This window comes from Thiomonas sp. (genome assembly GCF_054608695.1).
Genome location: NZ_JBTRXV010000003.1, coordinates 102,607 through 129,302, shown reverse-complemented (window position 1 = coordinate 129,302; position 26,696 = coordinate 102,607). Strand labels below are relative to the sequence as shown.

At 68.0% G+C, this 26,696-nt stretch carries 25 protein-coding genes and 1 pseudogene; 18 read left to right on the top strand and 8 right to left on the bottom strand.

The genetic code is table 11. The features are described from left to right. Positions 1-126: 126 nt before the first annotated feature. Together ACYCUK_RS03345 and ACYCUK_RS03340 are read right to left on the bottom strand one after the other, a co-directional pair. A pseudogene (locus ACYCUK_RS03345) lies at positions 127-690 on the bottom strand (TRAP transporter small permease); the annotation flags it as partial. Positions 691-773: 83 nt separating this feature from the next. Further along, entirely contained in the window at positions 774-1,745 is a 972-nt protein-coding gene (locus ACYCUK_RS03340) for a TRAP transporter substrate-binding protein (protein WP_461593419.1), read from the bottom strand. Positions 1,746-2,042: 297 nt separating this feature from the next. Here ACYCUK_RS03340 and ACYCUK_RS03335 point away from each other — a divergent pair, with 297 nt between their 5' ends. Beyond that, positions 2,043-2,582: a DUF3429 domain-containing protein gene (locus tag ACYCUK_RS03335; protein ID WP_461593412.1), complete on the top strand. Its 540-nt coding sequence runs from the start codon at positions 2,043-2,045 to the stop codon at positions 2,580-2,582. 163 nt (positions 2,583-2,745) lie between these two features. Here the strand turns inward: ACYCUK_RS03335 and ACYCUK_RS03330 are convergent, their stop codons facing one another. Further along, the gene (locus ACYCUK_RS03330; protein ID WP_461593411.1) at positions 2,746-4,194 is read right to left on the bottom strand and encodes an aminotransferase-like domain-containing protein; all 1,449 of its coding nucleotides are present in this window, start codon (positions 4,192-4,194) and stop codon (positions 2,746-2,748) included. A gap of 81 nt (positions 4,195-4,275) precedes the next feature. On the opposite strand from ACYCUK_RS03330, the gene ACYCUK_RS03325 reads away from it, so the two are divergent. The 9 genes from ACYCUK_RS03325 to ACYCUK_RS03285 all read left to right on the top strand — a co-directional run bounded on the left by ACYCUK_RS03325 (position 4,276) and on the right by ACYCUK_RS03285 (position 11,796). Continuing rightward, a complete protein-coding gene (locus ACYCUK_RS03325; RefSeq protein ID WP_461593410.1) occupies positions 4,276-5,424 on the top strand; it encodes a DMT family transporter in 1,149 nt (382 codons plus the stop codon). Next, positions 5,421-6,665: an aminotransferase-like domain-containing protein gene (locus ACYCUK_RS03320; RefSeq protein ID WP_461593409.1), complete on the top strand. Its 1,245-nt coding sequence runs from the start codon at positions 5,421-5,423 to the stop codon at positions 6,663-6,665. Before ACYCUK_RS03325 ends, ACYCUK_RS03320 begins: the two co-directional genes overlap by 4 nt. A 10-nt stretch (positions 6,666-6,675) precedes the next feature. Further along, the gene (locus ACYCUK_RS03315; protein ID WP_461593408.1) at positions 6,676-7,545 is read left to right on the top strand and encodes a PhzF family phenazine biosynthesis protein; all 870 of its coding nucleotides are present in this window, start codon (positions 6,676-6,678) and stop codon (positions 7,543-7,545) included. Positions 7,546-7,830: 285 nt separating this feature from the next. Further along, on the top strand, positions 7,831-8,127 hold the full coding sequence (locus tag ACYCUK_RS03310) for an SWIB/MDM2 domain-containing protein (RefSeq protein ID WP_112484875.1): 297 nt from the start codon (positions 7,831-7,833) through the stop codon (positions 8,125-8,127). 205 nt (positions 8,128-8,332) lie between these two features. Then, positions 8,333-8,893, top strand: a complete 561-nt coding sequence (locus ACYCUK_RS03305) for a phospholipase D family nuclease (RefSeq protein ID WP_461593407.1) — start codon at positions 8,333-8,335, stop codon at positions 8,891-8,893. Positions 8,894-9,093: 200 nt separating this feature from the next. Next, entirely contained in the window at positions 9,094-9,618 is a 525-nt protein-coding gene (locus ACYCUK_RS03300; RefSeq protein ID WP_461593406.1) for a TlpA family protein disulfide reductase, read from the top strand. 234 nt (positions 9,619-9,852) lie between these two features. Next, positions 9,853-10,530 carry a lipoyl(octanoyl) transferase LipB gene (lipB, locus tag ACYCUK_RS03295; RefSeq protein ID WP_461593405.1) on the top strand — a complete coding sequence of 226 codons (678 nt, stop codon included), beginning with the start codon at positions 9,853-9,855 and terminating at the stop codon, positions 10,528-10,530. A 70-nt stretch (positions 10,531-10,600) separates the two neighbouring features. Beyond that, positions 10,601-11,566: a lipoyl synthase gene (lipA, locus tag ACYCUK_RS03290; RefSeq protein ID WP_461593418.1), complete on the top strand. Its 966-nt coding sequence runs from the start codon at positions 10,601-10,603 to the stop codon at positions 11,564-11,566. 26 nt (positions 11,567-11,592) lie between these two features. Beyond that, positions 11,593-11,796 carry a hypothetical protein gene (locus ACYCUK_RS03285; RefSeq protein ID WP_461593404.1) on the top strand — a complete coding sequence of 68 codons (204 nt, stop codon included), beginning with the start codon at positions 11,593-11,595 and terminating at the stop codon, positions 11,794-11,796. Positions 11,797-11,853: 57 nt separating this feature from the next. Here ACYCUK_RS03285 and aceB read toward each other — a convergent pair whose 3' ends face one another. Next, positions 11,854-13,440 (bottom strand): malate synthase A, encoded by a 1,587-nt coding sequence (gene aceB, locus ACYCUK_RS03280; protein WP_461593403.1) that lies wholly within the window; start codon positions 13,438-13,440, stop codon positions 11,854-11,856. A 289-nt stretch (positions 13,441-13,729) separates the two neighbouring features. On the opposite strand from aceB, the gene ACYCUK_RS03275 reads away from it, so the two are divergent. Then, positions 13,730-14,674, top strand: a complete 945-nt coding sequence (locus ACYCUK_RS03275) for a LysR family transcriptional regulator (RefSeq protein WP_461593402.1) — start codon at positions 13,730-13,732, stop codon at positions 14,672-14,674. A gap of 102 nt (positions 14,675-14,776) precedes the next feature. Beyond that, positions 14,777-14,938, top strand: coding sequence for a hypothetical protein (locus tag ACYCUK_RS03270; RefSeq protein ID WP_199195222.1), 162 nt, complete (start codon positions 14,777-14,779; stop codon positions 14,936-14,938). A 75-nt stretch (positions 14,939-15,013) separates the two neighbouring features. Here ACYCUK_RS03270 and ACYCUK_RS03265 read toward each other — a convergent pair whose 3' ends face one another. The 4 genes from ACYCUK_RS03265 to ACYCUK_RS03250 form a co-directional block, all read right to left on the bottom strand. Then, positions 15,014-15,829 (bottom strand): metal ABC transporter permease, encoded by an 816-nt coding sequence (locus tag ACYCUK_RS03265; protein WP_112484885.1) that lies wholly within the window; start codon positions 15,827-15,829, stop codon positions 15,014-15,016. Beyond that, positions 15,826-16,824, bottom strand: coding sequence for a metal ABC transporter ATP-binding protein (locus ACYCUK_RS03260; protein WP_461593401.1), 999 nt, complete (start codon positions 16,822-16,824; stop codon positions 15,826-15,828). Before ACYCUK_RS03260 ends, ACYCUK_RS03265 begins: the two co-directional genes overlap by 4 nt. After that, positions 16,821-17,750: a metal ABC transporter solute-binding protein, Zn/Mn family gene (locus ACYCUK_RS03255; protein ID WP_461593400.1), complete on the bottom strand. Its 930-nt coding sequence runs from the start codon at positions 17,748-17,750 to the stop codon at positions 16,821-16,823. Before ACYCUK_RS03255 ends, ACYCUK_RS03260 begins: the two co-directional genes overlap by 4 nt. A gap of 113 nt (positions 17,751-17,863) precedes the next feature. Beyond that, on the bottom strand, positions 17,864-18,256 hold the full coding sequence (locus tag ACYCUK_RS03250) for a Fur family transcriptional regulator (protein ID WP_461593399.1): 393 nt from the start codon (positions 18,254-18,256) through the stop codon (positions 17,864-17,866). Positions 18,257-18,433: 177 nt separating this feature from the next. On the opposite strand from ACYCUK_RS03250, the gene ACYCUK_RS03245 reads away from it, so the two are divergent. From ACYCUK_RS03245 to ACYCUK_RS03220, 6 genes are all read left to right on the top strand, one after another. Beyond that, positions 18,434-19,066 (top strand): hypothetical protein, encoded by a 633-nt coding sequence (locus tag ACYCUK_RS03245; RefSeq protein WP_461593398.1) that lies wholly within the window; start codon positions 18,434-18,436, stop codon positions 19,064-19,066. Between the two features lie 64 nt (positions 19,067-19,130). Further along, entirely contained in the window at positions 19,131-20,219 is a 1,089-nt protein-coding gene (gene hemE / locus ACYCUK_RS03240) for a uroporphyrinogen decarboxylase (protein WP_461593397.1), read from the top strand. A gap of 455 nt (positions 20,220-20,674) precedes the next feature. Next, positions 20,675-23,182, top strand: a complete 2,508-nt coding sequence (locus tag ACYCUK_RS03235; RefSeq protein ID WP_461593396.1) for a primosomal protein N' — start codon at positions 20,675-20,677, stop codon at positions 23,180-23,182. A gap of 47 nt (positions 23,183-23,229) precedes the next feature. After that, entirely contained in the window at positions 23,230-24,099 is an 870-nt protein-coding gene (locus ACYCUK_RS03230) for a class I SAM-dependent methyltransferase (protein WP_461593395.1), read from the top strand. A gap of 169 nt (positions 24,100-24,268) precedes the next feature. Further along, positions 24,269-25,690 (top strand): circularly permuted type 2 ATP-grasp protein, encoded by a 1,422-nt coding sequence (locus tag ACYCUK_RS03225; RefSeq protein ID WP_461593394.1) that lies wholly within the window; start codon positions 24,269-24,271, stop codon positions 25,688-25,690. Beyond that, positions 25,691-26,665 carry an alpha-E domain-containing protein gene (locus ACYCUK_RS03220; protein ID WP_461593393.1) on the top strand — a complete coding sequence of 325 codons (975 nt, stop codon included), beginning with the start codon at positions 25,691-25,693 and terminating at the stop codon, positions 26,663-26,665. The last annotated feature ends 31 nt before the right edge of the window (positions 26,666-26,696 follow it).

The following is a 26,696-nucleotide window of genomic DNA, read 5'->3' as shown; positions in this document are numbered from 1 at the left end:
CCCCCCGAGGGGGCGCTCGCCCGCCTCGCTGGTTTTGTCGCGGCTCTGCGGCTGGCTCGGCGCTGCCTCGTCCAAGGTCCGCACGCGCGCATGCGGATGGATGTTGTCGGCTTCCGGCGCAATGTCCAGCGGCTCGTCCAGCCCCTCCACCTGTCCGGGGTCGTGGTGCGGCAATTCGCCGTCGCGGTTGAAGCGCCGGGCCACTTGCAGGAAGCGAAAGCACATCAGGCCCGAGCCGAGGGGAATCGCGAGATAGACGGTCCACATCGGCCATTCCAGGTCGGACGAGACCTGCGAGGTATGGCCGATCTTCCACACCATGATGCCGCCCAGTGTGGCGATGACGCCTGTGAACAAGGCCCCAGCCAGCAGGCCGAACAGAATCATCGCCTTGCGCCGCGCGGGCGCCAGGCGGTTGACCAGCACGTCGACGCCGACGTGGATGCCGGTGCGCACGCCGTAGGCCGCGCCGAACTTGGCCATCCACACGAACATGAAAATGCACAGCTCCTGCGCCCAGCTCAGGTTGATGCGCAGCAGCCAGTCTTGCAGGCCGGGAATGGGCATGCCGGCTACGTAGCGATGCACGACGGCGACGAAGATCAGCAGCGTGGCGGCCGCCATCAGTGCGGCGATCAGCGTTTCTTCAAGCCGGTCGAGCGCGCGCCCGGCAAGGTTCGGGGGATGCATGGAAAGACTCCGCAGGGGCCGGAAAAACGAAGAAGCCCGCGCGCCCAAACCTGCGCCACGGGCTTCTTCGGGCAATCACGCGATCACAACTTGGCCGGATCGAACCCCGTGGCCTTGAACACCTCGTCCATCAGCGCCTTGGGCACGCGCGCCTGGGCCTCGGCATACACCGGTGTCATGGCTTTTTTCCACGCCAGCCGCTCGGCCGGGGTGAGCGCCAGCACCTGGCATTTGCCGGATTTGCGCACGGCCTCGGTGGCGTCTTCGTTGTCTTTGCGCGCCACGCTGTTGGCGAACTCGGTCGACTCTTTCATCGCCTGATCCAGCGTTTTGCGGATGTCCGCCGGCAGGCCTTCCCAGAACGGCTTGTTGACGATCACCGCATAGCCCAGATAGCCATGCTGGGTCTGGGTCATGAACTTCTGCACCTCGAAGAATTTCTGCGTGTAGAAGTTCGACGGCGGGTTTTCCGTGCCGTCCACCACGCCGGTCTGCAGGGCCTGGTACACCTCTGAGAAGGCCAGCACCTGCGGAATGGCGCCAATGGCGCGCATTTGCATTTCGAGAATCTTGCTCGACTGGATGCGCATCTTCAGGCCCTTGGCGTCCGCCGGGCTGCGCAGGGCCTTGTTGGCGCTCATGTCCTTGAAGCCGTTGTCCCAGTACGCCAGGCCGAGAATGCCCTTGCTGTCGAGTTTTTTCAGCAGCCCCTGGCCGATCGGCCCCTGGGTGATCTTGTGCAGCTCCTCGTAGTTGCCGAAGATGTAAGGCAGGTCGAACAGCTCGAATTCCTTCGCTCCCAACGGCCCGAACTTGGCCAAGGAGGGCGCGAGCATCTGCACCGAGCCGAGCTGGAGCGCCTCCAGTTCTTCCTTGTCCTTGTAGAGTTGGCTGTTGGGATACACCTCGACCTTGACCCGCCCTTGCGTGCGTTCCTCGGCCAGCTTCTTGAAGTGTTCGGCCGCCGCGCCTTTGGGCGTGTTCGGCGCAACCACATGGCTGAACTTGATGACAATGGGTTGCTGCGCCCGCAGGATGGCAGGGGCGAAGAGCATGGGGGCGGCGGCAACGAGTTGGCGGCGTGTGATGGGCATGATGGGTCTTGTGAACGTATAGTTTCGAGTGGCAACAAAATGTTGCAATCGAAACTATACCGCCGCATGCAGTCGTTCTTGTCAGGCTGCGCCCCCATGGTTTCCTACAGCAGGGAGTATGCCGAAGCCTAGGGCCTGTGCGCTTGCGTTTTGACGCATGGTGAGGATTGCCCATGCCCAGCGACATTGCGGTGGGCGCGGCACAATCGCACCGCATTCGCCCATCGCGCCGACCGCCCCCATCCATCACACGCCGCCATGTCCACGCCTGCCAACAGCATCAGCGACGCCCACGCGCCGCTTCTCTCCTGGATCACGGCCCTGGGCTGGGCCGGAGTCATCCCCTTCGCCGCCCTCGCTGCGACCTCCTGGGCCAGCCCGGCCGATGCCTTGATGCAGCCCTTCGCCCTCGGCCTGCTCAGCGCCTATGCAGCGCTGGCGCTGAGTTTCCTCGGAGCTGTGCATTGGGGTGTGGTGCTGGCACGGCCGCTGCATGACGCGCCCCTGCAACGCCTGGCGCTGCTGTGGGGCGTGGCCCCAAGCCTGCTGGCGCTGGGCTGCCTGGTGATGCCGCGTGCCTGGGGCCTGCTGGCGCTGGCTCTGGTGGTTTTGCTGACGCGCGCCATGGACGGCCTGCTCTGGCCCGGCTACGCCCGCGCCGCGCAGGACGCAGGCTGGCCGGATGCCGCACGCTGGACCCGGCTTGCGGCCGATTGGCTGCGCTTGCGCACGCGTCTGACGGCGGTCGTGGTGCTGTGCCTGGCGGCCGGTTGGGCCTCGGCGCATTTCCGCGCGTAGAGCCGGCCGGGTTCGAGGTGCCAGGGCGGCGATCAACGCGACGCGGCGGCTGCGGGCGACTGGCGGGCGGAGTTAGCCGAATGGCTCCGCGCAGCAGCCGGGCCAGGCGACGCGTGACGGCGTGACGACCCGTTGAGCGCAGTTGGGAACGCGTTGCGACCGCTCACGCGCGCAGTTCGGCCACTGCCGAGGCGTAGGCCTTCCAGAACGCGGCGTCCAGCGCATGGGCGAAGTTCAGGCGCATGCGGCTGCTGGGTTCGGCCTGCGGGTCGAACAAGCGGCCCGGAGCGAGCAGATAACCCTGATCGAGCAGGCGCTGGGCCAGACGGTCGGCGTCCACGCCCGTGTCCACCCAGCCGAACATGCCTTGCGCCGGAGCCTCGAAACGGCAGCCCTGCGCCAGCGCCTGACGCACCGCCTGCTTGCGCGCAGTGCCCAGGCGTTCGCGCAGTTGCTGCGCCTGGCGCCGCAGCACGCCTTGCTGCAGCAGCATCGCCAGGCTGCGCTCGGTCAGCGCCGGCGAGGTGAGGTTGCTCAGCAGCTTCTGGTCGGTCAGGCGCTCGATGCGCTCGCGCGAGGCCGCCACATAACCCACCCGCCAGCCCGGCGCCAGCAGCTTGGAAAAGCCGCTGATGAACAGGGTGTGATCGAGCGCGTCCATCGCCGTCAGCAAGGGCGATGGCTGTTCGCTCAAAGGGCCGTAGACATCGTCTTCGACGATGAGGAAGCCATGCTCGTGCGCCAACTGCAGCAAGCGGTGCGCGTTGGCCGCGCTCAGGCCGTGGCCGGTGGGGTTGTGCAGCCGGCTGACCACCACCATGAGCTTCGGGCGGCGCGTGCGTGCCCAATGCGCCACCCGCTCCAGATCGGGTCCGTCGGCGCCGCGCGGCACCGGCAGCGGGTCGAGGCCGCATTGGGCGAGCTGGGCGAACTGCGCCGACCAGCCCGGCTGCTCCACCAGCACTGCGTCGCCCGGCCGGGTGAAGGCACGCGCGATCAGGTCCAGCGCCTGGGTCGCGCCCAGACAGGTGAGCAGTTGCTCCGGCCGGGCGCGAATGTCCATCTGCGCCAATTGCTGCGCCAGCGCGTCGCGCAGCGCCGGATCGCCTAGCGGGTGGCCGTAGTGCAGGCTGACGCTTTCCAGCTCACGCTCCCGCAGCACACGGCGCACGGCCTGGGCCAGCGCCGGGGTGTGCAACCAATCCGGCGGCAAGGTGCCGGCGCCCGGCATGCCGCGCAAGCCCGGGGAACCCGCGGCATGCATTTGCGCGAACATGCCGCGCATCAGCGCCGTGGCGTGAGTGGGCAGGGGCGCGGCGGCGGCCGAAGTGGCGGACTGCCGGGGCGCCTGCCGCGCGGCGCGCACGAAAAAACCGCGCTTCGGCCTGGCTTCAACCAAGCCCTGGGCCTGCAACAAGTCATAGGCCGCAACCACCGTCTGCGGGCTCACCTGGTGTTGCTGGGCGCAGGCGCGCACCGAGGGCAGCCGGCTACCCGCCGCCAGCAACTGCGCCTGGATTTGCTGGGCGAAGCGCGCGGCGATGCGCGTCTGCAGGTTCTGCCCGACGTGCAAGGTGCTGGTCGCAAGGAACGGAAAAGAGGTTTCTGTCATGGTGATACCACCTATACAGATTGATCAGCTGAAAGCCGAAGTGTATGGTTTCTGTATGGGTGACGCGCTTAGGCTGTGAACATGATCAAACCCATCGACCCATCGGATGACCCGGCAGCAAAGCCCGCGCAAGCAGGCCAGAGCACCGGCCCGCCGCCTGGCTCGCTGGCGCACGGCTCAGGCTCGCAGGCGGTCGCGCCGCATGGCCGGCAGACCACGCCTGTCCCCGGCCGCGCCTGGCTCCTGGGCCTGCTGGGGACGGCGCTCTTCGCTCTGAGCTTGCCGGCCACGCGCCTGGCGGTGGGCTCGCCGGCGGCGCCGGAGCTTGCACCGCTGTTCGTGGCGCTGGCGCGTGCCGCCCTGGCCGGTTTGCTGGCGGCATGCTGGCTGGCGTGGCGCAGGACGCCCTGGCCGCCGCGCCGGTTGCGGCTGGCCATCGGCTCGGTGGCGGCGGGCGTGGTGTTCGGTTTTCCGCTGCTGACCAGCCTGGCGTTGCGCCAGGTCGATGCGGTGCACGCCTCGCTGATGCTGGGTCTGCTGCCTTTGGCGACGGCAGCCATCGGCGCCATGCTGGCGCGGCAACGGCCGAGCGCCGCCTTCTGGCTCTGGGCCGCAGCCGGCAGTGCGCTGGTGTGCGCCTATGCCTTGCGTCAGGGTGGTCACGCGCATCCCGGCGCGCCGGGTCTGGGCCTGCATCTTCAAGCGGCCGATGCCTTGCTCGGACTGGCGATGCTGGCAGGCGGCTGGGGCTATGCGCGAGGCGCGCTGCTGACGCGGCAGTTGCCGCCCGAGCAAGTCATCAGCTGGGCGGTGGTGTTCAGCCTGCCCATCACCCTGCCCGCCGCGTGCTGGCTGTGGCCGCAGCACGCGGCGGCGATCGCGCCAGCGGCTTGGGGCGCACTGGCTTATCTCGGCATCGTCTCGATGTGGCTGGGTTTTTTCGCCTGGTACCGCGCGCTGGCCCTCGGCGGCACGGTGCGCATGTCGCAGGTACAGTTGCTGCAACCGTTTTTGTCCATGCTCGCCGCCGGCCTGTTGCTCGGTGAACGGCTGGACGCCACCACCCTGCTGTTCGCCCTGGCCGTGATGGCCACGGTGCTGGCGGGGCGGCGGGCGCGGGTGCATCCCGCAGCGGCTGAAGTGGCCACAGCGGATGAGGCCGCAGCGCCCATGCCTCCAACCCTCGCCAACCCCAACTCCACCCTCAACACCAAGGACGCCGTTCGATGATGCCTCCATCCTCCCAATCCAAGCTCCCGCCCCTGGCGCAGCGTGCCGAGCGGCTGCGCTCCTCGGCCATACGCGATCTGCTGCATCTGGCAGGACGCGCCGACGTGGTGTCGCTGGCCGGCGGCCTGCCCGACGCCGCCAGCTTCCCCGCCGAGGCCTTGCGCGAAGCCGCCGACCGCGTGCTGCGCGAGCGCCCGCGAGCCGCGCTGCAGTACGGCCCCACCGAGGGCATCGCGCCGCTGCGCGAATGGGTGGCGGCGTATCTGCGCACCCAGGGCATGGACTTCACGCCGGCGCAAGTGCTCATCACCAGCGGCTCGCAGCAAGGCCTGGACCTGCTCGGCAAGGTGCTGATCGACGCTGGCAGCCCGGTGCTGGTCGAGCGCCCCAGCTACCTCGGCGCACTGCAAGCCTTCGCGCTGTACGGCCCGCACCTGGTGGGCATCGAGGCGGACGACGACGGCCCCTTGCCCGCGCAACTCGCCGCCGCCTTGCCCGGGGCGCGCATGGCGTATCTGCAGCCGCGCTTCTCCAACCCCGCCGGGCGCAGCATCGCCCCCGCGCGTGCCGACGCCCTGGCTGCGCAACTCGCCGCGTCCAACGCCTGGCTGGTGGAGGACGACCCGTATGGCGAGCTGTGGTTCGACACCCCGCCCGCGCCCGGCCTGATCGCGCGCGGCGTGGCCCAGGGCGCGCACCTCGGCACCTTCTCCAAGGTGCTCGCGCCCGGCCTGCGGCTGGCTTGGGTCGCCGGGCCGCAACTGCTGATCGACAAGCTCGCGCAAGCCAAGCAGGCGGCCGATCTGCAGACCGCCAGCTTCAACCAATGGGTGCTGCTGCAAGCGCTGCATGCCGGCGTGGTCGAGCGCGGCCTGCCGGGGCTGCGCCAGATCTACCGCGCGCGGCGCGACGCCATGCTCCAAGCCCTGGCCGACCACATGCCCGCGGGCGTGAGCTGGACCCGGCCCGCAGGCGGCCTGTTCGTCTGGCTCACCCTGCCCGCCGGCATGGACGCTGCGAGCCTGCTGCCACAGGCCGTGGCGCGCGGCGTGGCCTATGTGCCGGGTGAAACCTTCAACGTCGGCGCCGCCGCGCCCAACACCTTGCGCCTGTCGTTCTCCAATGTCGAGGCTGGCATCATTCAAGACGCCGTCGCCCGGCTCGGCGCTTTGTTCAGCGAAGCGCTGCAGGCGGAACAGACCCGCTCTGTCCATGCACCGTCGCTGATCCGCACGACCTGAAAGCCACGCCATGAACCTGCCCTTCGTGCAGCTCGATGTGTTCGCACCCACGCCCTTCAGCGGCAACCCCTTGGCCGTGGTGTTCGACGCCGACGCGCTGGACAGCGCCAGCATGCAGGCCATCGCCGCCTGGCTGGGTTTGTCCGAAACCACGTTCGTGCTGCGCCCCACCGAAACCGGCGCCGACTACCGGCTGCGCATCTTCACCCCCGGCGGCGAGCTGCCCTTCGCCGGCCATCCGACCCTGGGCACCTGCGCCGCCTGGCTGCAGCGCGGCGGTGTGCCCGCCCGGGCCGATGTGGTGATGCAGCAATCCGCCATCGGCCTGGTGCCGGTGAAGCGCAGCGGCTTGACGACCGCCACGACGGTCCAGCGCCTGGCCTTCGCCGCGCCGCCGATGCGCCCCGAGGCGGTGGAACCAGGCCTGCTCGGCCAGGTCTGCACCGCCCTCGGTCTGGCACCCGCCGACGTGCGCGCCAGCGCCTGGCTGGACAACGGCCCGCGCTGGCTCGCACTTTGGCTGGGCGCGGCGAGCACCGTGCTGCAACTCGAACCCGACCACGCCGCGCTCAGGCGCCTGCACGTCAAAGTCGGCGTGGCAGCGCCGCAAGCGCCAGGCCATGAAACGGCCATCGAAGTGCGCGCCTTCGCCTCGCCTGTGGGCGTGCCCGAAGACCCCGTCACCGGCAGCCTCAACGCCAGTCTGGCGCAGTGGTTGATTGGCAACGGCGAACGACCAGCGCAGTACGTGGCCGCGCAAGGCACGCGCCTGGGCCGCAGCGGCCGCGTGCACATCGCGCAGGACGCACAAGGCCAGGTCTGGGTCGGCGGCGATGTGCGCGCGGTGCTGCAGGGTCAGATCGACGTGGGAGCACTCTGAAGCCCACCACGCCCAAAGCCCAGCGCCCAGTGCAATGACCGATTTCGATGGCCCCGCAACGCGCTTGAACGGCTGCGCGCGGTGCGTGATCCGGACACGCTTTGCGACACGGCGGCTTGGGCTCGGGCGCCTGTGGCGGCACATTTTGCTGCTCCTGCGCGCGCCGGGCTATAAGATGCGGGGTCGGAGCTTTCATGGCACCGCTGTGCCGACCAGCACACAGAACGCGCGCCTGCCGCCGCAAGCCGGGTGCGCCCCCCTCAAGCAATCGATGGAGTTTGAAACATGGCAACTGCAAAACCGGCCGCAGCCAAGACGGCGGCCCCCGCCAAGCGCGCACCCAACCCCGCGTTCATGAAGCCGCTGACCCCCAGCCCGCAACTGGCTGCCGTGGTGGGCGCCGCGCCGCTGCCGCGCACCGAGGTGGTGAAGAAGGTCTGGGCGCACATCAAGGCCGCCAACCTGCAGGACCCGGCCAACAAACGCATGATCAACGCCGACGCCAAGCTCAAGGCCGTGTTCGGCAAGCCCCAGGTCACGATGTTCGAAATGACCAAGCTGCTCAACGCTCATCTGAAGTAAGCGCAAGTCGCAAGTCGGCGCGAGGGTGTCATCGCCTGAGCGTCGGCGAAGCACGTTGCCCGCGTTGTGGCGAAGCAAACAGCCGACACCGGCCTCGCTCGGTGCCGGCTGTTTGCTTTCAGCGCCACTTGCTCCTCTGCTCCTGTTACCGCATCCCATGCCAGCCTTTTGCAAGCTCCGGCTTCGCTGCATTCCATGGCTCCTCATGGCCCTGCTGCTGGCCGCCGCGGGGCCGGCGCAGGCCGACGACAGGGCTCGAACCCAGAGGCCGCAGCCCGCGTCACAAGACGTGCGCGCCGCCACCTCGGTGGGCTTCTCGCCCGACGGCAGCGCCGAGCGCCTGGTGCTCGCCACCATTGCCGGCGCGCGCCACAGCATCCAGCTTGCGGCCTACAGCTTCACGGCGTCAGCGGTGGCCAAGGCGCTGATCGTGGCCCACAAGCGCGGCGTGAACGTGCGCGTGCTGCTGGACTGGAAAGCCAACTTCGAGGACGACCGGCGCTACGCCCGTCATGCCATCAACGCCCTGTTGCTGGCCGGCGTCGCGGTGCGCTCGATCGACATCTATCCCATCTTCCACGACAAGTTCATGGTGATCGACGGCCGCAGCGTGCAGACCGGCAGCTACAACTACAGCGTGTCCGCCGCGCGCTACAACGCCGAGAACGTGCTTGTCGTGTGGAACGACCCGGCGCTGGCCACCGCCTACGCTCACAACTGGGACGCCAACTGGCGGCTTGGGCGCGCGGCCGAGCAGCGGTATTGAGACATCCCAGGGCGGCCAAGGAAACTTGGGAGCAGCCCCGCGTTTCCTTGGGAGCGCACCCAGGCGTTGCGTCGTCTCGACGCCGGCGAACTTTCCGCAGGCCCGATCCTCAAACATGCAGCGCCCGCAGCCTGAGCAAAACTTCGAGCGGCGCCTAAAATCGCACGATCAAAGGCGCAGATGCGCAAGGTGAACCCGTGATGCAAGCATCGTTGAAAAAATGGACGGCCCTGGTGGTGTTGGTGGCCGTGGCCCTGGCCGGTTATCTGACCTGGAATGCGATCGGTCGCGACCCGAAGGCGCCCGAGGTGAGCTACACCTTGCTCGACGGCAAGACCCTCACATCGCAAAACCTGCTCGGCAAAGTGGTGCTGGTGAACTTTTGGGCCACGAGCTGCACCACTTGCGTCAGCGAGATGCCGTATATGGTGCAAACCTATGACCAGTTTGCACCCAAGGGCTTCGAGCTGGTCGCCGTGTCGATGAATTACGACCGGCCCGACTATGTGAAAACCTTCGCTACCGCCGGCCCCTTGGGCTCGCTGCCGTTCCCGGTGGCGATGGACACCAGCGGCAATATCGCCAAAGCTTTCCACGATGTGCGCCTCACCCCCACCAGCTTCCTGATCGACAAGTCCGGCCATATCGTGAAGCAGTACGTCGGGCCGCCGAATTTCGCCGAACTGCACGGCCTGATCAGCCGACTGCTGGCACAGCAGGCCTGACGCAGGCAGGCCGCTTGACGGTGGGCTGACAAGTCCGGGGCGCCGCTCCGGTCACTCGGGAAAACCCCGAGATGGCGTTACGATAGATGAATGGACCATTCCATCCCCCATCGCGATGCTGCTGCGGACGCAACAGCGCTGCGACATTGGGCGGAGCGCACCGCCTCAGGGGGCTTTGCCAGTCTTCATCTTCAGTCCGGCCTCAGAGCCGACCCGCAGATGCTGGAGCGAGCCATGGCGCGTGCACCGCAGGCGCTGCCCGGCGAGATACGCTTGCGCCAACTCGGCCTGCAAGCTTATGTGCCCACCTGGGATGCGATGCGCGCTTTCACCGCCACGCGCCTGACCACCACGCCCGATGAAATCTGGCTGGTCGAACACCTGCCCGTCTACACCCTGGGCCAGGCTGGCCAGGCCCAGCATGTGCTGGATGCGCACGGCATCGACGTGGTGCAAACCGACCGTGGTGGACAGGTCACGTATCACGGCCCTGGCCAGGCGGTGGTCTATGTGCTGATGGACCTGCGCCGCCGGCACTGGATGGTGCGCGAGACCGTGCATCGCCTGGAAGAAGCCGTGATTCGCACCCTGGCGCGCCTGGGCGTGGTGGGCGTGCGGCGCCCCGGCGCACCCGGCATCTACCTGGGCGCCCCCCATCCCCGTGCCGGCGCCAAGATTTCCGCGCTCGGCCTGAAGGTGCGCAATGGCTGCACCTATCATGGCGTCGCCATCAATGTCGACATGGACATCACCCCCTTTGCCGGCATCAACCCCTGCGGATTTTCCGGGCTCGACGTGGTGGATCTGGCCCAACTCGGCGTGCACACCCGGGCCGATGCGGTGGGCATGTGCTTCGCCACCGAACTGGCGATGCTGGCCGACACCACACCCAACACGCCACCGCAGGCATGAACCTCAGACCCCATTGCCCATGAACGCACCGCTCGACCCAAGCTCCGAAGCCACACCGGGCAACGCCCACATGGCCATGCCACCTTCGGCGGACGCCTCGGTCAAACAAAAGGGCCAGTCCAAAACCGCGCGCATCCCGATCAAGATCGTGGCCGAAGGCACGGCGCTGAAAAAGCCGGACTGGATTCGCGTCAAGGCTGCCGCGCCTTCGTCGCGCTTCTACGAAATCAAGAGCCTGCTGCGCGAGCGCAAGCTGGTCACGGTGTGCGAGGAGGCCTCCTGCCCGAACATCGGCGAATGCTTCGGTCACGGCACCGCCACCTTCATGATCATGGGCGACAAGTGCACCCGCCGTTGCCCGTTTTGCGACGTCGGACACGGCCGTCCCGACCCGCTCGATGCCGACGAGCCGCGCAATCTGGCCCAGGCCATCGCCGCACTCAAGCTGCGCTATGTGGTGGTTACCAGTGTCGATCGTGACGACTTGCGTGACGGCGGCGCGCAGCATTTCGTCGACTGCATCCGCGCCACGCGCGAGCTGTCGCCCGCCACGCAGATCGAAGTGCTGGTGCCCGACTTCCGCGGCCGGCTCGACAAGGCGCTCGACGTGTTCGCCGCCGGCCTGCCGGACGTGATGAACCACAACCTGGAAACCGTGCCGCGCCTCTACAAGCAGGCCCGCCCCGGCGCCGACTACGCCCACTCGCTCAAGCTGCTGGCCGATTTCAAGGTGCGCTATCCCGGCATCCCCACCAAGAGCGGACTGATGGTGGGCCTGGGCGAAACCGACGCGGAAATTCTCGACACCATGCGCGATATGCGTGCCCACCACATCGACCTGCTCACCATCGGCCAATACCTCGCCCCCAGCGGCCACCACCTGCCGGTGGCGCGCTATGCGCCACCCGAGACCTTTGCCATGTTCGAGCGCGAGGCACGCGCCATGGGCTTCACCCACGCCGCCGTCGGCCCGCTGGTACGCTCGAGCTATCACGCCGACCAACAAGCCCGCGACGGCGGCTTCTTCAACGGCTGATTTTCACAACCCCACCAGGACTCACATTGGCCAAGCCGAATTACTCCTACGAAAAACGCCAGAAGGAACTCGCCAAGCAACGCAAGAAGCAAGAGAAGCTGCAGCGCAAGGCGCACAAGCCGGATGGCTCGCCCGACGCCCCCCAGGGGCAAGACGCTGAATCGAGCAGCAGCGGCGCAGCCGGCAACGGCTCTACCCCGAGCCCTTTGGAACCCGGGCCTTCGGCCTGACGCTGTCACGCGGCTGACCGCGGTTAGCGTGTCGGCACGCATAGCCCGGCTCTGCCTTCAGCCGAGCTCTTCATACAGCGGCAGGGTGAGGAATTCGATGAAATCCTTGCCCGTGGCCATGCGCTCGAAAATCTGCGCCGCCTTGTCGAACTGGCCTTCGGCGCCGCTGGCCTTGACCTTGGCCAACTCTTCGGGAATCAGCCCGCGCACCAGTTCCGCCGTGACCTTGCGGCCATCGGCCAACACGCCCTTGGGGCTTTGAATCCACTGCCACACCTGGCTGCGGGAGATTTCGGCGGTCGCCGCGTCTTCCATCAGGTTGTGGATGGGCACTGCGCCGCTGCCCGACAGCCAGGCGCCGAGGTAATGGATGCCGACATTGATGTTGTTGCGCAGACCCGCTTCGGTAATGGGCGTCTCGGGCCGGAAGTCCAGCAGGTCGGCAGCGGCAACAACCACATCGTCGCGGGTCTTGCCGATCTGGTTGGGCTTGTCGCCGAGCACGGCGACGAATTCTTCCATCGCCGACGCCACCAGTCCGGGATGGGCGACCCAGCCGCCGTCGTAGCCGTCGATGGCGTCGCGGCGCTTGTCCAGGCGTATGCCTTCCATCGCCTCGGCGTTTTTCTCCGGGTCGTTCTTGATGGGAATGAGCGCGCTCATGCCGCCGATGGCGGGTGCGTGCCGTTTGTGGCAGGTCTTGAGCAGCAGCAGGGCGTAAGCGCGCATGAACGGCACGTTCATGGTGATCTGACCGCGCTCGGCGAGGCAGAAGTCACGGTCCACCTTGAACTTCTTGATGGCGCTGAAGATGTAGTCCCAGCGCCCGGCGTTCAAGCCGGCGCTGTGCTCGCGCAGCTCGTACAGAATTTCGTCCATCTCGAAGGCGGCAAGAATGGTTTCCACCAGCACCGTGGCCTTGATCGTGCCTTGCGCAAGGCCCAGCTCGTTTTGCGCCAGCACGAACACGTCGTTCCACAGCCGCGCCTCCAGATGGCTTTCCATTTTCGGCAAATAAAGGAACGGACCGGCGCCGCGCGCGATCAGTTCCTTTGCGTTGTGGAACAAGAACAGGCCGCAGTCGAACAGTCCGCCGCTCACACGCTGGCCGTCCACCAGCATGTGCTTTTCGTCCAGATGCCAGCCCCGCGGGCGCACCTGCAGGGTGGCGACGGTGTCGTTCAGTTTGTAGGTCTTGCCGTTCTGCTCCAGCACGATGCGACGGCGGATGGCTTCGCTCAGATTGATCTGACCCTGGATCTGGTTGTCCCAGTTCGGCGTGTTGGCGTCTTCGAAATCGGCCATATAGCTGTCGGCGCCTGAATTGAAGGCGTTGATGACCATCTTGCGATCGACCGGGCCGGTGATTTCCACCCGGCGGCGCTCCAGCGCGGGGGGGAGGGGAGCGATGGTCCAGTCGCCCTCGCGGATGGCACGGGTTTGAGGCAGAAAATCGGGCCTTTCGCCAGCATCCAGACGGGCAGTACGCACCCTGCGCGCGCTCAGCAATGCCTGGCGACGTGGCTCGAAGGCGCGGTGCAATTGGGCGACGAAAGCCAGTGCCTCGGGGCTGAGCACGGCGTCGAAGGCCGGGTTGTATGGGGCGTTGATACGGATGCCCTGGGGCAGATCGTTGGCTTTCATGCGAATCTCCTGGGGTTTTGGTCACGCGTTTTATGTTGCGGCGCGGAATGCCGGAATGCCTGTCATCTTGCAAGCCCAAAAGGGCGAGACCAGCTGAAACGCGGGGCGAGACAGACCTCTTGCGACGCCACTATGTTGCATTGCAAAGTGTAAGGTGAATTGGCGCAAATGCCAGAGTCATGGCGTAAGTCACTATTGACTTGAATGGTGGTAATGAGGCTGAATATACGCATTAGTACCGAACTCAAGCACAATGCCGGCCAAGTTTGGGCGGGCTCAGGAGGCAGACATGGACCGACTCAAGCAGATTGAAACCTTCGTCGCCGTGGCCGGCCGCGGCAGTCTCACGGCGGCGGCCAACGCCGAGGGCGTGGCTCCAGCCATCATCGGGCGGCGCATCGACGCGCTGGAAGCCCGTCTCGGGGTCAAGCTCCTGGTGCGGACCACGCGGCGCATCAGCCTCACGCACGAGGGCGTGGCCTTTCTGGAAGATTGCCAGCGCCTGCTGGCCGATCTGCAAAGCGCCGAGGCCAGCGTCACCGCGGGCGGGGTCAAAGCCAGCGGACATTTGCGCATCACCGCCCCGGCCGGCTTTGGCCGCAAGCATGTGGCGCCGCTGGTGCCCGAATTCCGGCAGCGCAACCCGGACGTCACCCTGTCGCTGGACCTCACCGACCGCCTCGTCGATCTGGTCAACGAAGGCTACGACTGCGCCGTGCGCGTCGGCGCGCTGGCCGACTCCAGCCTGGTGAGCGTGCGCCTGGGGGAAAGCCGCCGCGCCTGCGTGGCGTCGCCTGCCTACATTCGCCGCTTCGGCGCGCCGCAATCGCCGCAGGACTTGCAGCGCCACCGCTGCCTGACCTATTCCAGCGTGGCCAGCCAGCCACGCGGCTGGGTGTTCCAGCAAGCTGGCGAGTCTCTGCACCTGCGCCTGAGCGGCCCACTCGACTGCACCGACGGCGCCGTGCTGCACCAATGGTGCATCGAAGGCCACGGCTTGGCCTGGCGCTCGATGTGGGAGGTCGGCGAAGAACTGGCCACAGGCGGCCTGGTCGAGGTGCTGGCCGACTACGCCGCGCCGCCCGTCGGCATTCATGTCGTGTTCGCCCAGCGCAAACACATGCCCTTGCGCCAGCGTCTGTGGATCGACTACCTGAAAGAGTGCTTCGCCAACCCCGCGCTCTGGCCCTGGTCGCGCACGGAATCGGCCACCGCCCTGGCCGAGCCGGCTTGAGGCGCCGGCTGCACGGCAGTTACAGCCGCACACAGCCAGGCGCGAACGCGTTGCCGATAATCGCGGCACCACCGACACGCTCTTTCCCGTCCCTTCCCGCCCATGTTCGGCCTGGCCGTCTCCTTCGTTTCCTACCCTTTTGCCGTCTGGTGGCTCAAGCGCCTGTTCGAGAACATCGGCCTGGAAACCAACACCAAGTTCCTGATTTTCTTGTTGGCCAGCGTGGTGTCCTGGGTGGCGGGCACGGCGGCCGCGCATCTCTGAGCCCGGCGTGCCGCAGCGCTCCAGATTTCCCGCAGAGGCGCTCCGGGTTCGCCCCCGATTCCTCCCTCCGCAGGCTCAGGCCGCGGCGCCCGGCACGCGGCGGGGCAGCGCTGCTTGTGCCGCGAGATACAGGGCGAAGCTGAGCGAGGCGATCCAGGTGCTGGCCGGATAGCCGATGTAGTACGCAGCCGCCAGGCCTGCCCAGGTGAGCAGCAGCCCGAACACCATGGCCAGCAGCACGCCCCGCGCCATGCCGCGCGCCAAGGCCTGCGCCGCCGCTGCGGGGCCGATGAGGAAGGCAAAGATGAGCAGCGCGCCGATCACCGGCACGGCGATGGCCACCACCGCCGCCACCAGGGCGACGAACAGCAAGTCGAGCGCGCGCACCGGCACACCGCGCGCCCGCGCAGCTTCGGGGTTGAGGCTGGCGAAGGCCAGCGGCCGGTAGATGGCCGCAAGCGCCGACAGGCAAGCCAGCGCCACCGCCAGCGACAGCCCGGCTTGAGCCGCCGTGATGCCGACGATGCTGCCGAACAGGATGCTCATGGCCGCCTGGGCGTTGGCGGTGTAGAGGTTGAGGAACAGCACGCCCAGACCGAGCGCGAACATCAACACCATGCCGATGCCGATGTCGCGCTCACGCAGCCGGCTGCCGGCCAGCGCCAGGGCGAAGCCCGCCGCCAGGGTGAAGCCGAACAGGCCGAGGTAGGGGCTGACACCCAACAGAATGGCGCCCGCCGCGCCGGTGAAGCCGACATGCGACAGCGCATGCGCCGCAAACGCCTGGCGCCGCAAGGTGACGAAATAGCCCACCGCGGCGCAGGCCACGGCAATGCTGCTGCCGGCCAGCAGGGCGTGGCGCATGAAGCCGTATTCCAGGCCGAGGATCATCGTTGGCCTGCCGATGGTTCAACGGCGCCGTGCGAGCTGCTTCGCACCCCGTCCGCCTGCGCGGGGAGGGTGGGGATGGCGTGATGTGCATGGCCATGCGGATGGTCGTGGGCGTGGCCGCAATGCGGTGACGCTTCCGGCATGAAGCCGCGCGCGGGGTGGATGAACACATAGCCGTCGTGCCGCGCCACCGCCATCGGCAGGCCATAGAGCTCGGTGAGCGATTCGGCGTTGACCACCGCGTCCACCGTGCCGATGCGCCCGCGGCCGGCGGCGAGATACAGCACCTGGTCCATCACCGGCAGCAGCGGGTTGATGTCGTGCGCGGTGAGCATCACCGCCAGTTGCTGCGCATCGCACAGCCGCCGCACCAGTGCCAGCACGCCTTGTTGCGAACGCGGGTCGAGGTTGGACAGCGGCTCGTCCAGCAGCAACAGGCGCACCGGGTTGACCAGCGCCTGGGCGAGGCACACGCGCTGGCGCTCGCCGCCCGAGAGCGCATCCATCGGTCGCATGGCCAGATGCTGCGCCTCCACGCTGTGCAGCGCCTGTTGCGTGGCCTGGCGGCGCTCGGCGGCGTGGCGCAGGCCCAGGCCCCAACGCTCGCCCTGCCAGGCGGCGGCGACGAAGCTGGCAGCGTCGATGCGGCCGAACGCGCCCTCCGGCACGGTCTGCGCCACATAGCCGATGCGGGTGCGCGCCGCCGCCAGGGGTTGGCCGAGCAATTCCAGGCTGCCGCCGCCCACGGGCAGGATGCCGGCCAGGGTTTGCAGCATCGTGGTCTTGCCCGAGCCGTTGGTGCCGAACACGCCCACGAGCTGGCCGGGGGCGAGCGCCAGGTCCAGCGCCGTGATCACGGCCTGCTCGCCACGCCGGCAGTTCAGGCCGCGTGCTTGCACGGCCCATGCGGCTGCCGTGCCCCGGCCCGCGCCCACATGGCCGTCGCCGCTGCCAGCGGCGTCTGCCGGGATTCCAGCATGAGCTTCAGCGTTCATCGCCCACCCTTGGCCAGTGTTTGTTGCACGGCGTGCAGGCTGCTCAGCAACCAGGCCGTGTAGCCCATCCCGGGCGGCGCGAATTCGCTCACGCCGACCATGGGGATGCCGCTTTGGCGCGCGATGCCGCGCATGCGCTGGGTCAGCGGGTCGCTCACCTGGCTGTTGTAGACCAGCAGGGCCGCGCGGTGTTGCCGCAGTTCGTCTTCATAGCGCGCGACCACGCGCGGCGCCGGTTCGGTGCCATTCATCACATTGAATTGGAACGTGTCGCCCAGGCTGCGCCAGCCGAGCTGGCGCAGCATGTAGCCGTACACCGGCTCGGTCGCCAGCACCGCCAGGCCGGGATGCTGCGCGGCGAGTTGGCGCACCACGCCGTCCACCTGCCGCAGGCTCTGCTCGAAGGCCTGCAGGTTGCGCTTGAAGTCGGCCGCATGGGCCGGGTCGGCCTGCTGCAGCAGCGCGGCCAGGCGCTGCGCCACCAGCGCGCCCACACGCGGGTCGTAGAACACATGCGGGTTCTGGTCGGGCATCACCAGCGCGGGGTCGAGCGCGGCGGCGACGATCACCACCCGCTTCGGCGCCGGGTTGGCCGCCAGCATCTTGCGCATCCAGTCGTCATAGCCCAGCCCGTTCATCACCACGATGGCGGCGTGCGCCACGCTGCGCGCAGTCTGCGGCGTGGCCTCGAACTGGTGCGGGTCGACATTGGGGTTCTGGATGATGCTGCTGACCTGCACATACGGCCCGCCGATGGCTTGGGCAATCGCGCCATACGTGCTTTCGGCCGCCACCACCGGGATGGGCGCAGCGTGGGCGCTGGCGAGGGGCCACAACGCGGCAACCAAGGCAAGGCCAACGTAGCCGCAGAGGCGGCCCGCCATGGCGCGCAGGGTTCGGGCAGTGAGTGGGACGATCAAGGTCATGTTGGTTGTGAATGGAATGGATGAAGGCGTATGCAGCCGCATGCAGTCACGTGCCCGGCGGTGCTGCAGCCGTCGGGTGCCGTCGAAAAACCGCCTGGGCGCGGGCGGCTGCTTCAGCTCTGGCCTTGCTGCCGACACTGTGGACACACCCCCTCCAGCACGATCTCGTGGTCGGTCACGCGGTAGCCGGTGCTTTGCTCCAGCGCCCCCAGGCCAAGGCCGGTCGCCAGGCAGGGCACCGGCGTCATGGCGTCACAGGCGGTGCAGTGCAGATGGTCGTGATGCGGGCCGTACAACTCGTAGCGCGCCGACGCGGCGTGCAACTGCACCTTGCGCAGCGCCTTGTCGGCCAGCAAGCGCTCGACGGCGCGAAACACAGAGGAGAAGTTCGCCTGCCTGCCCTGGGCGGCAAGATCGGCATGGATCTGCTCCAGCGTCCAGGCGTGGCGCGACGCGGCGCGCATGAGCGTGAGAATCGCGGCGGAGAGATGCGAAGGGCGTGCCATGGCGTGATGATGCAGCCTGCCAGGTCAATGACGCAAGTTATTTGCGTAATAAGAAGGATGCGCAGCGCTCCGACCTCTGCCGTGAAGCGCCCTGCAGGCAGCCCCGGCGAGTGCGCGGGTATTGCCGCCGACTATGCTTGAAGCCTCCTGCCAGCCCTGCCGCAAGCACGACTCGCCATGCCTCCATCCCCGTCCGCCAGCGCCTTCTCGCCCCTGAGCCAGCTGCCCCGCCCCGACATCCGCGTCGGCGATGAATGGCTGTTCCTCACCCGCACCCTGGACGACAGCGACAAGCGGGACGCTGGTCTGTTGATACGCAGCCGGGTGGTGGACTTGCTGCACGACGGGCAGATCCACATGGAAGTGAACAACGGCGACAAGGCCGATGCCACCTGGCTGAAAAGCATCTACGACAACCAGTTCGACCTGCTGTCGCGCGAACTCACCCCTGGCGAGCCCATTCTCTACAAGCCGGCGTTTCCGCAATTCAAGTTTCCCATGTCCAGCGGCAAGGTCTGGGATGAGGTCGTCATCCAGAGCCAGCCCGAGTGGTGGCAGGAGTCGCACATCGGCGTGCGGGTGCAGGTGCAAGCCAGCGAGGAGGTCAGCGTCCCTGCCGGCCACTTTGCCGCCATCCGCCTGCAGGGGGTCTACACCACGCCCAACGCCACGGTCACCAGCCAGTATTGGTATGCGCCGGCGGCCGGCCGTTCGGTCAAGGGCATCGAGACCACGGTGGACAAGGCCACCCAGTCCAGCGTGCGTACCCAGTACGAGCTGCAGCAACTCAACCGCCTGCGCCAGGCGTGAGGCCGGGCGGGCCGACCGGCTCGGCCCCAAGCCGGGCGCCACGGGGGTTTGCGACAATACCCCCATGACCGCCATCGCCAACGACACCTTCCTCCGCGCCCTGCTGCGCCAACCCACCGACTACACGCCCCTCTGGTTGATGCGCCAAGCCGGGCGCTACCTGCCCGAGTACAACGCCACCCGTGCCCGCGCCGGCAGCTTTCTCGGCCTGGCGCAGAACCCCGATTTCGCCACCGAAGTCACGCTGCAACCGCTCGACCGCTACCCGCTGGACGCGGCCATCCTGTTCTCCGACATCCTCACCGTGCCCGACGCCATGGGCCTGGGCCTGCGCTTCGCCGCCGGCGAAGGTCCGCGCTTCGAGCGCCCGCTGCGCAACGAGGCCGACATCCTGGCGCTGCGCGCGCCCGACCTGAATCTGCTGCGCTATGTGTTCGACGCCGTGGCGCAAATCCGCCGTGCCCTGGTGAGAGATGGCAGCCAGCGCGTGCCCCTGATCGGCTTTTCCGGCAGTCCCTGGACCCTTGCCTGCTATATGGTCGAAGGCCAGGGCAGCGACGACTGGCGCGCCACCAAGACCCTGCTGTATTCGCGTCCCGACCTGATGCACCACATCCTGGCGGTGAACGCCGACGCCGTGGCGGCTTATCTGAACGCCCAGATCGACGCCGGGGCGCAAGCCGCGATGGTGTTCGACTCCTGGGGCGGGGCGCTGGCCGACGGCGCCTTCCAGGAGTTCTCGCTGGCCTACAGCCAGCGCGTCATCAGCCGGCTCAAGCGCGAGCACGAAGGCCGCGAGGTCCCCATCATCCTGTTCACCAGGGGCGGCGGTCCCTGGTTGCAGGCCATGAGCCACAGCGGCGCCGACGCCCTGGGGCTGGACTGGACCGTGAACCTCGGCGCAGCGCGGGCGCAAATCGGCCAGCGCGTGGCGCTGCAGGGCAATCTCGACCCCAACATCCTGTTTGCGCCGCCGCAGCAGATTGCCGCGCAGGCCCGCGCCGTGCTCGACAGCTTCGGCGCCATCGCCCCGGGCGAGGCGGTGGGCCATGTGTTCAACCTCGGCCACGGCATTTCGCAGTTCACCCCGCCCGAACATGTCAGCGCCCTGGTCGAGGCCGTGCACGGCCACAGCCGCACGCTGCGCCGCTGAGTTGGCGGCTGGTGCGCCGCGCTCGGTTTGGTTGGGCATGTCAGCCGATTCGCGACCCGGCCTTGCGGCAAATGTCGTGCTGACTCAAGCCCCCATGTCAAGATCGGTGCGTTCTTATGCACAATTTTCGATACCATGCAGCGCAGCAATCAAATCACAGGCTCGACTTGAAGTTATCTAAGTTAAGTTATTGATTATTAAAGAAAATTGTGATTGACATCGTGATGGCTTGAATCTGTCCACAAACTTATCCACAGCCCAAAGACGCAGCAGGGCACGGACTATTCACAAAGTTATTCACAGCATGGCTTGACAATTTCTCAAACCCTCCAGGCCCCGAAAATGCTGCGCGCCGCATGCGAGTCAACACTCACTTAGCCAAGGCCAATGGCATCCAGCTTCGTGGTTAACCCTGAGCTGAACCGCTCCGCCCAACCCTTGCCATCCACCTCGCCATGACCCTGCATCGCATCGCGGTGGATGCCCCACTTTGGGACGCGCTGGACTACGTCCATGCCGAGACGTTGCCGCGCGGCTGCCTGGTGCGCGTGCCGCTCGGGCGGCAAAACGTCTTGGGCGTGGTGCTGGGCCCAGCCGAAGGCAGCACCACGCCCGAGGCGTCGCTGCGCGCGGTGAGCGAGGTTGTGTCTGCCTTGCCTGCGCTGGACGCCGACTGGCTGGATTTGCTGCAGTTCGCCGCGGCCTATTACCAGCGTCCGCTCGGCGAGCTCATGGCCGCGGCCCTGCCCACCTGGCTGCGCCACCACGGCGCCGCTGCAGCCGCCAAGCGCGTGGCCGCCTGGCATCAGCGGCGCGAACCCCAGGCGTTTCGCCTCACCCCGGCGGGCGGCGCGGCGCTGGCGCAGCAACTGTCCCCACGCCATGCGGCCTTGTGGCGGCTCGCCGCCGCGCTGGGACTGAAGACGCTCCAAGCCGCCGGCGCGGCAACACCCGCAGCCCTCATCCACCACGATGCCGCGCCACGGCTGCAGCTCGACGCGGCGCGCAAGCTGCACCCCAAGGCTGCCGCCTTGCTGCGCGACTGGGCCGCGCAGGGCTGGGTGGAAGCGGTGCGGGATGTCGCTCAAGACGTGGCCCAAGACCTTGTGCGCAACGCGATGCCGATCGCCATGCGCGACGTTGCGCACAACGAAGCCTTGCACGCGCCGCAAGCCAAGCCAAACACGCCGCCCCCGACGCAGCAAGCCACCCTGCCCCCGGCGCTGCAAGCCGCACAGCAAGCCGCCGTCGATGCCATCCGCACGGCCCGGGGCTATGCGCCCTTCCTGCTGTTCGGCGTCACCGGCAGCGGCAAGACCGAGGTGTATTTGCAACTCGCCGCGCATGTGCTGGCGCAAGACCCGCAGGCGCAGGTGCTGGTGCTCACGCCCGAAATCAATCTCACACCACAGTTGGTGCAGCGCTTCGCCGAACGCTTTCCCGGCGAACGGCTTGCGGTGCTGCACAGTGGCCTGGCCGAGGCCGAGCGCTTCGACCACTGGTACGCCGCCCACAGCGGCGCGGCGCGCATCGTGCTGGGCACGCGGCTGGCGGCATTGGCCTCGCTGCCGCAGCTGGCGCTGATCGTGGTGGACGAGGAGCACGACGCCTCTTACAAGCAGCAGGAAGGCGCGCGCTATTCGGCCCGTGACCTGGCGGTGTGGCGCGCGCGCCAGCGCGGCATTGCCGCGGTGCTGGGTTCGGCCACGCCCTCGCTGGAAAGCTGGCGCGCGGCGCAGCGTGGCCGTTACCGTCTGCTGGAACTGCCCGAGCGCGCCAGCGGCAGCCTGCCGGCGGTGCGCCTGCTGCACGCCGGCCAGGACCCGCTGCTGCGCCAGGGCGGACTCATCGGCCAAGCGCTGTTCGAGGCCATCACCCGGCGCCTGGCGCGTGGTGAGCAAAGCCTGTTGTTCCTCAACCGCCGCGGTTACGCCCCGGTGATTCGCTGCCCGGATTGCGGCTGGCTGAGCGACTGCCCGCATTGCGACGCCCACCTCGTCTACCACCGCACCGACCGCAGCCTGCGCTGCCACCACTGCGGCCACCGCGCCGCCGTGCCCCGCGCCTGTCCCGACTGCGGCAGCCTCGACCTGCAGCCGCTGGGACGCGGCACGCAGCGCGTGGAGGAGGCGCTGGCCACGCTGTTCCCGCAAGCGCGCATCGCCCGCATCGACGCCGACACCGCGCGGCGCAAGGGCGCGGCGCAGGCCGGCTTCGCGCAGATGCACGCGGGCGAAGTGGACATTCTGGTCGGCACGCAGATGATCACCAAGGGCCACGACTTCCAGCGCGTCACCCTGGTGGCCGCGCTCAACCCCGACGCCGGCCTGTTCACCCACGACCTGCGCGGCCCCGAGCGCCTGTTCGCGCAACTGATGCAGGCCGCCGGCCGCGCCGGCCGTGCCGACTCCCGGCCCGCCGACATCGCCTGCGCGGACGCTGCCGCCTCGTCCTCAGCCCCCGAAATGCTGGTGCAGACCGCCTACCCCGAGCATGGGCTCTACCGCGCCCTGGTGGCGCACGACTACCCCGGCTTCGCCGCGCGGGAGCTGAAGGAGCGCCAACATGGCGGCATGCCGCCGTTCAGCCACCAGGCGCTGCTGCGCGCCGAGCACAAGAAGCCCGAGGTGCTGGACGCCTTTCTCGCCCAGGCCATCCAGCTTGCGGCAGCAATCGCCAGCGCTGGCCAAGGAAGCGCCGGGCTGCCCCAAGCTTCCTTGGCCCCCTCGGGGGGCGAAGCCGGCAACGCCGGCTTCGGGGGGCGCACACCAACTGGCTTGATGGTCTACCCGCCGGTGCCCGCCAGCCTGGCGCGGGTGGCGGACGTGCATCGCACGCATGTGCTGGTGGAAGGCAGCAGCCGTGCCGCCTTGCAAGACTTCCTCGTGCGCTGGCGCGGCGCTCTGCAACAAGCCAAAGCCCGCGTGCGCTGGGCCATCGACGTCGACCCGACCGAGTTCTGACGCCTGTGGGGGACGACATGGCCCGCGCCCGTGCTTATGCTGGCGCCATGTCCGACGCCACCCACGCCAACCCATCCACCCTCGCGCTCGACGCCTACCAGCAGCAGGTGGCCGGGGCTTACGCCGCCCGCGCGGCCGGCTACGACAGTGCGCCGGGCAACGCCGACTGGCATCGCCGCATGGCCGCGCAGCTGGTGCAGCGCGCACCCATACAGGCCGGTCAGAGCGTGCTCGACATCGCCACCGGGACCGGCCTGGTGGCGCTGGACGCGGCGGCGCGCGTTGGTGCCGCTGGCCGCGTACTGGGCATCGACATCGCCGCACCCATGTTGCAGCAGGCGCAGCGCAAAGCGGCCGAGCAGGGTCTGGCGCAAGTGAGTTTCGAGCCGCGCGATGCCGAGGCCACCGGCCTGCCGCCCGCCGGTTTCGACCATGTGCTGTGCTGCGCCGCGCTGGTGCTGATGCGCGATATTGCGCAGGTGCTGGCGCATTGGCGCAGCCTGTTGCGGCCGGGCGGGTGGATCGGGCTGCAGACCCATCCGGAGACGGCCTTCGTCAGCTCGCGCGTGCTGCAAAGGCTGGCGGCCGAGCAGGGCATCGACCTGCGCCTGCACCGCGAGGTGGGCACGCCCGCGCGGCTGCGCGCGCTGCTGCAAGGCGCGGGCTTTGCCGACATCGACATCCACACCGAGCCGGACGGTTATTGGCTGAGCCTGGAGCAGGCGCTGTCTTTCGGGCCGGACAGCCACTTTCCCGCCCCGGGGCAATATCCACCGCCACTGGCCGCCTGCACCCCGGCGCAACTGCAGGCGCTGCGCGAGGGTTACGCCGCGGCGATGCAGGCCGCCTGCACGCCGCAGGGCATCTGGAACGATTGCGCCTCGCTCTTTGCCCGCGCCCGGCTTGCGGGGGTTTGAGGCGGCCGTCACGGGCGGCAGGCACAATCAGGCGGAGGCTGCCGGCCTTGTCGGACCGCCTGTCGGACGTTTGGTCGGCATGCTCCCGGCATGACCTCGACTGGCCTGCTTTTTGCAAGTCAGTCGGGACCATCCCCGGATTTCCCCCAAAGCTGGTCACGAGCGAACCATGCCCTACTTCGACGAGATGCATGCGGCCGACGGCGCCGTGCGGTCCCATTACGCCGGCTACGACCAGTGGCTGGGGGCGCAGCCGCCCTTGGCGATGCAGGCCAAGCGCGAGGAGGCGGAGCTGATTTTTCGCCGCGTCGGCATCACCTTCGCGGTGTATGGCGACGACGCCGGCACCGAGCGGCTGATTCCCTTCGACCTGATTCCGCGCATCATTCCGGCGCATGAATGGCGCCATCTGGAGGCCGGGCTGAAGCAGCGGGCGAACGCGCTCAACCGCTTCCTGCACGACATCTACCACGACCAGGACATCCTGCGCGCCGGGGTGGTGCCCAGCGAGCAGGTGCTGGGCAATGCGCAGTACCGGCCGCAGATGCAGGGCATCAACCTGCCGCAGCAGGTGTACGCGCACATTGCCGGGGTGGACATCGTGCGCGCCGAAAACGCGCAGGGCGTCGGCGAGTTCTATGCGCTGGAAGACAACCTGCGCGTGCCCTCGGGCGTGAGCTACATGCTGGAAAACCGCCGCATGATGATGCGCCTGTTCCCCGGCCTGTTCGCCCGCCACGCCGTCGCCCCGGTGGCGCATTACCCCGACCTGCTGCTGGAGAAGCTGCGCGCCGTGGCGCCGCCGGCGGTGAACGATCCCACCGTGGTGGTGCTCACGCCGGGCATGTACAACTCGGCCTATTTCGAGCATGCCTTTCTCGCCCAGCAAATGGGCATCGAGCTGGTGGAGGGCAAAGACCTGTACGTGGAGGACGACTTCGTCTACATGCGCACGACGCAAGGTCCGCAGCGGGTGGACGTGATCTACCGCCGCATCGACGACGATTTCCTCGACCCGCAAGCCTTTCGCGCCGATTCCGCCATCGGCTGCGCCGGGCTGATGGCGGCCTACCGCGCCGGCAACGTCAACCTGGCCAACGCCATCGGCACCGGGGTGGCGGACGACAAGTCCATCTACCCCTATGTGCCGGCCATGATCGAGTTCTACCTGGGCGAAAAACCCCTGCTGAACAACGTCCCCACCCACCAGTGCCGCGAGGCCGGCAGCCTGGCCTATGTGCTGGCGCACCTGCCCGAACTGGTGGTGAAGGAGGTGCACGGCGCGGGCGGCTACGGCATGCTGGTGGGCCCGGCGGCGAGCAAGGCCGAGATCGCCGATTTCGCCGCCAAGCTCAAGGCCAACCCCGAGCGCTACATCGCCCAGCCGACGCTGGCGCTGTCCACCTGCCCCATCTTCGTCGAGGTCGGCATCGCGCCGCGCCACATCGACCTGCGGCCTTTCGTGCTGTCGGGCAAAACGGTCTCGCTGGTGCCCGGCGGCTTGACCCGCGTGGCGCTGGCCGAGGGCTCGCTGGTGGTCAATTCTTCCCAGGGCGGCGGCACCAAAGACACCTGGGTTCTGGAGCGCTGAATGCTGAGCCGCACTGCCGATCATTTGTTCTGGATGGCCCGCTACACCGAGCGCGCCGAAAACACCGCGCGCATGCTCGACGTACAGCACCAGGCCGCGCTGCTGCCGCCGCCGGATGCGGGGATCGGGGCCGCCGAGCGCGCGTCGGAGCACCTGGACTGGCGCGGGCTGCTGGGCATTTCCGAGCTGACCGAGGCCTACACCACGCGCCACGGCGCGATCGAGGCCGGCAAAGTGCTGGACTTCATGGTGCGCGACATGGACAACCTCTCGTCCATCCAGAGCTGCTTGCGCGCGGCGCGCGAGAATGCCCGCGCGGTGCGCGGCGCCATCACCACCGAGATGTGGGAAACCATCAACCAGACCTGGCTGGAGTCGTGGCGCCTGCTGGCCGACGGGCGCTTCGAGCGCGATCCCGGCGAATATTTCGAATGGGTGAAAAACCGCTCGCACCTGTCGCGCGGCGTCACCTCCGGCACCATGCTGCAGGACGAGGCGTTTCACTTCCTGCGCATCGGCACCTTCCTGGAGCGGGCCGACAACACCGCGCGCCTGCTCGACGTGAAGTTCCACGCGCTGCAAGCCGAGTTCCACGGCTCGGCCAACGGCCGGGTGCAGGAATACGACTTCTATTACTGGTCGAGCGTGCTGCGCTCGGTCTCGGGCTTCGAGGTGTACCGCAAGGTCTACCGCGACGTCATCACCCCCGAGCGCGTGGCCGAGCTGCTCATCCTGCGGCCCGACATGCCGCGCTCGCTCGCCGCCTGCATGCTGGAGGGCACGGCGCATCTGCGCGCGGTGGCCAACCGGCGCTCGCACGAAACCCTGCGCCGCGCCGGCCAGCTCAACGCCGAACTGCAGTACGGCCAGGTGGCCGAGATCATGGCCACCGGCCTGCACGCCTGGCTCACCCGTTTTCTCGAACGCATCAACGAGCTGGGCGGCGGCATCAGCCAGGACTTTCTCGCCGCCTGAATGGCCGATCCCCACCGCGCATCGTCCAGCT

Coding starts and splice junctions, on each gene's coding strand:
- ACYCUK_RS03260 (WP_461593401.1), bottom strand. CDS start 16,824: ATGAACGCTGAAGCTCATGCTGGAATCCCGGCAGACGCCGCTGGCAGC.
- lipB (WP_461593405.1), top strand. CDS start 9,853: ATGGCGCGTGCACCGCAGGCGCTGCCCGGCGAGATACGCTTGCGCCAA.
- ACYCUK_RS03320 (WP_461593409.1), top strand. CDS start 5,421: ATGATGCCTCCATCCTCCCAATCCAAGCTCCCGCCCCTGGCGCAGCGT.
- ACYCUK_RS03335 (WP_461593412.1), top strand. CDS start 2,043: ATGTCCACGCCTGCCAACAGCATCAGCGACGCCCACGCGCCGCTTCTC.
- ACYCUK_RS03305 (WP_461593407.1), top strand. CDS start 8,333: ATGGCCCTGCTGCTGGCCGCCGCGGGGCCGGCGCAGGCCGACGACAGG.
- ACYCUK_RS03265 (WP_112484885.1), bottom strand. CDS start 15,829: ATGATCCTCGGCCTGGAATACGGCTTCATGCGCCACGCCCTGCTGGCC.
- ACYCUK_RS03255 (WP_461593400.1), bottom strand. CDS start 17,750: ATGACCTTGATCGTCCCACTCACTGCCCGAACCCTGCGCGCCATGGCG.
- ACYCUK_RS03230 (WP_461593395.1), top strand. CDS start 23,230: ATGTCCGACGCCACCCACGCCAACCCATCCACCCTCGCGCTCGACGCC.
- ACYCUK_RS03315 (WP_461593408.1), top strand. CDS start 6,676: ATGAACCTGCCCTTCGTGCAGCTCGATGTGTTCGCACCCACGCCCTTC.
- ACYCUK_RS03270 (WP_199195222.1), top strand. CDS start 14,777: ATGTTCGGCCTGGCCGTCTCCTTCGTTTCCTACCCTTTTGCCGTCTGG.
- ACYCUK_RS03340 (WP_461593419.1), bottom strand. CDS start 1,745: ATGCTCTTCGCCCCTGCCATCCTGCGGGCGCAGCAACCCATTGTCATC.
- ACYCUK_RS03245 (WP_461593398.1), top strand. CDS start 18,434: ATGCCTCCATCCCCGTCCGCCAGCGCCTTCTCGCCCCTGAGCCAGCTG.
- hemE (WP_461593397.1), top strand. CDS start 19,131: ATGACCGCCATCGCCAACGACACCTTCCTCCGCGCCCTGCTGCGCCAA.
- ACYCUK_RS03330 (WP_461593411.1), bottom strand. CDS start 4,194: ATGACAGAAACCTCTTTTCCGTTCCTTGCGACCAGCACCTTGCACGTC.
- ACYCUK_RS03325 (WP_461593410.1), top strand. CDS start 4,276: ATGATCAAACCCATCGACCCATCGGATGACCCGGCAGCAAAGCCCGCG.
- ACYCUK_RS03310 (WP_112484875.1), top strand. CDS start 7,831: ATGGCAACTGCAAAACCGGCCGCAGCCAAGACGGCGGCCCCCGCCAAG.
- lipA (WP_461593418.1), top strand. CDS start 10,601: ATGGCCATGCCACCTTCGGCGGACGCCTCGGTCAAACAAAAGGGCCAG.
- ACYCUK_RS03235 (WP_461593396.1), top strand. CDS start 20,675: ATGACCCTGCATCGCATCGCGGTGGATGCCCCACTTTGGGACGCGCTG.
- ACYCUK_RS03225 (WP_461593394.1), top strand. CDS start 24,269: ATGCCCTACTTCGACGAGATGCATGCGGCCGACGGCGCCGTGCGGTCC.
- ACYCUK_RS03220 (WP_461593393.1), top strand. CDS start 25,691: ATGCTGAGCCGCACTGCCGATCATTTGTTCTGGATGGCCCGCTACACC.
- ACYCUK_RS03275 (WP_461593402.1), top strand. CDS start 13,730: ATGGACCGACTCAAGCAGATTGAAACCTTCGTCGCCGTGGCCGGCCGC.
- aceB (WP_461593403.1), bottom strand. CDS start 13,440: ATGAAAGCCAACGATCTGCCCCAGGGCATCCGTATCAACGCCCCATAC.
- ACYCUK_RS03300 (WP_461593406.1), top strand. CDS start 9,094: ATGCAAGCATCGTTGAAAAAATGGACGGCCCTGGTGGTGTTGGTGGCC.
- ACYCUK_RS03250 (WP_461593399.1), bottom strand. CDS start 18,256: ATGGCACGCCCTTCGCATCTCTCCGCCGCGATTCTCACGCTCATGCGC.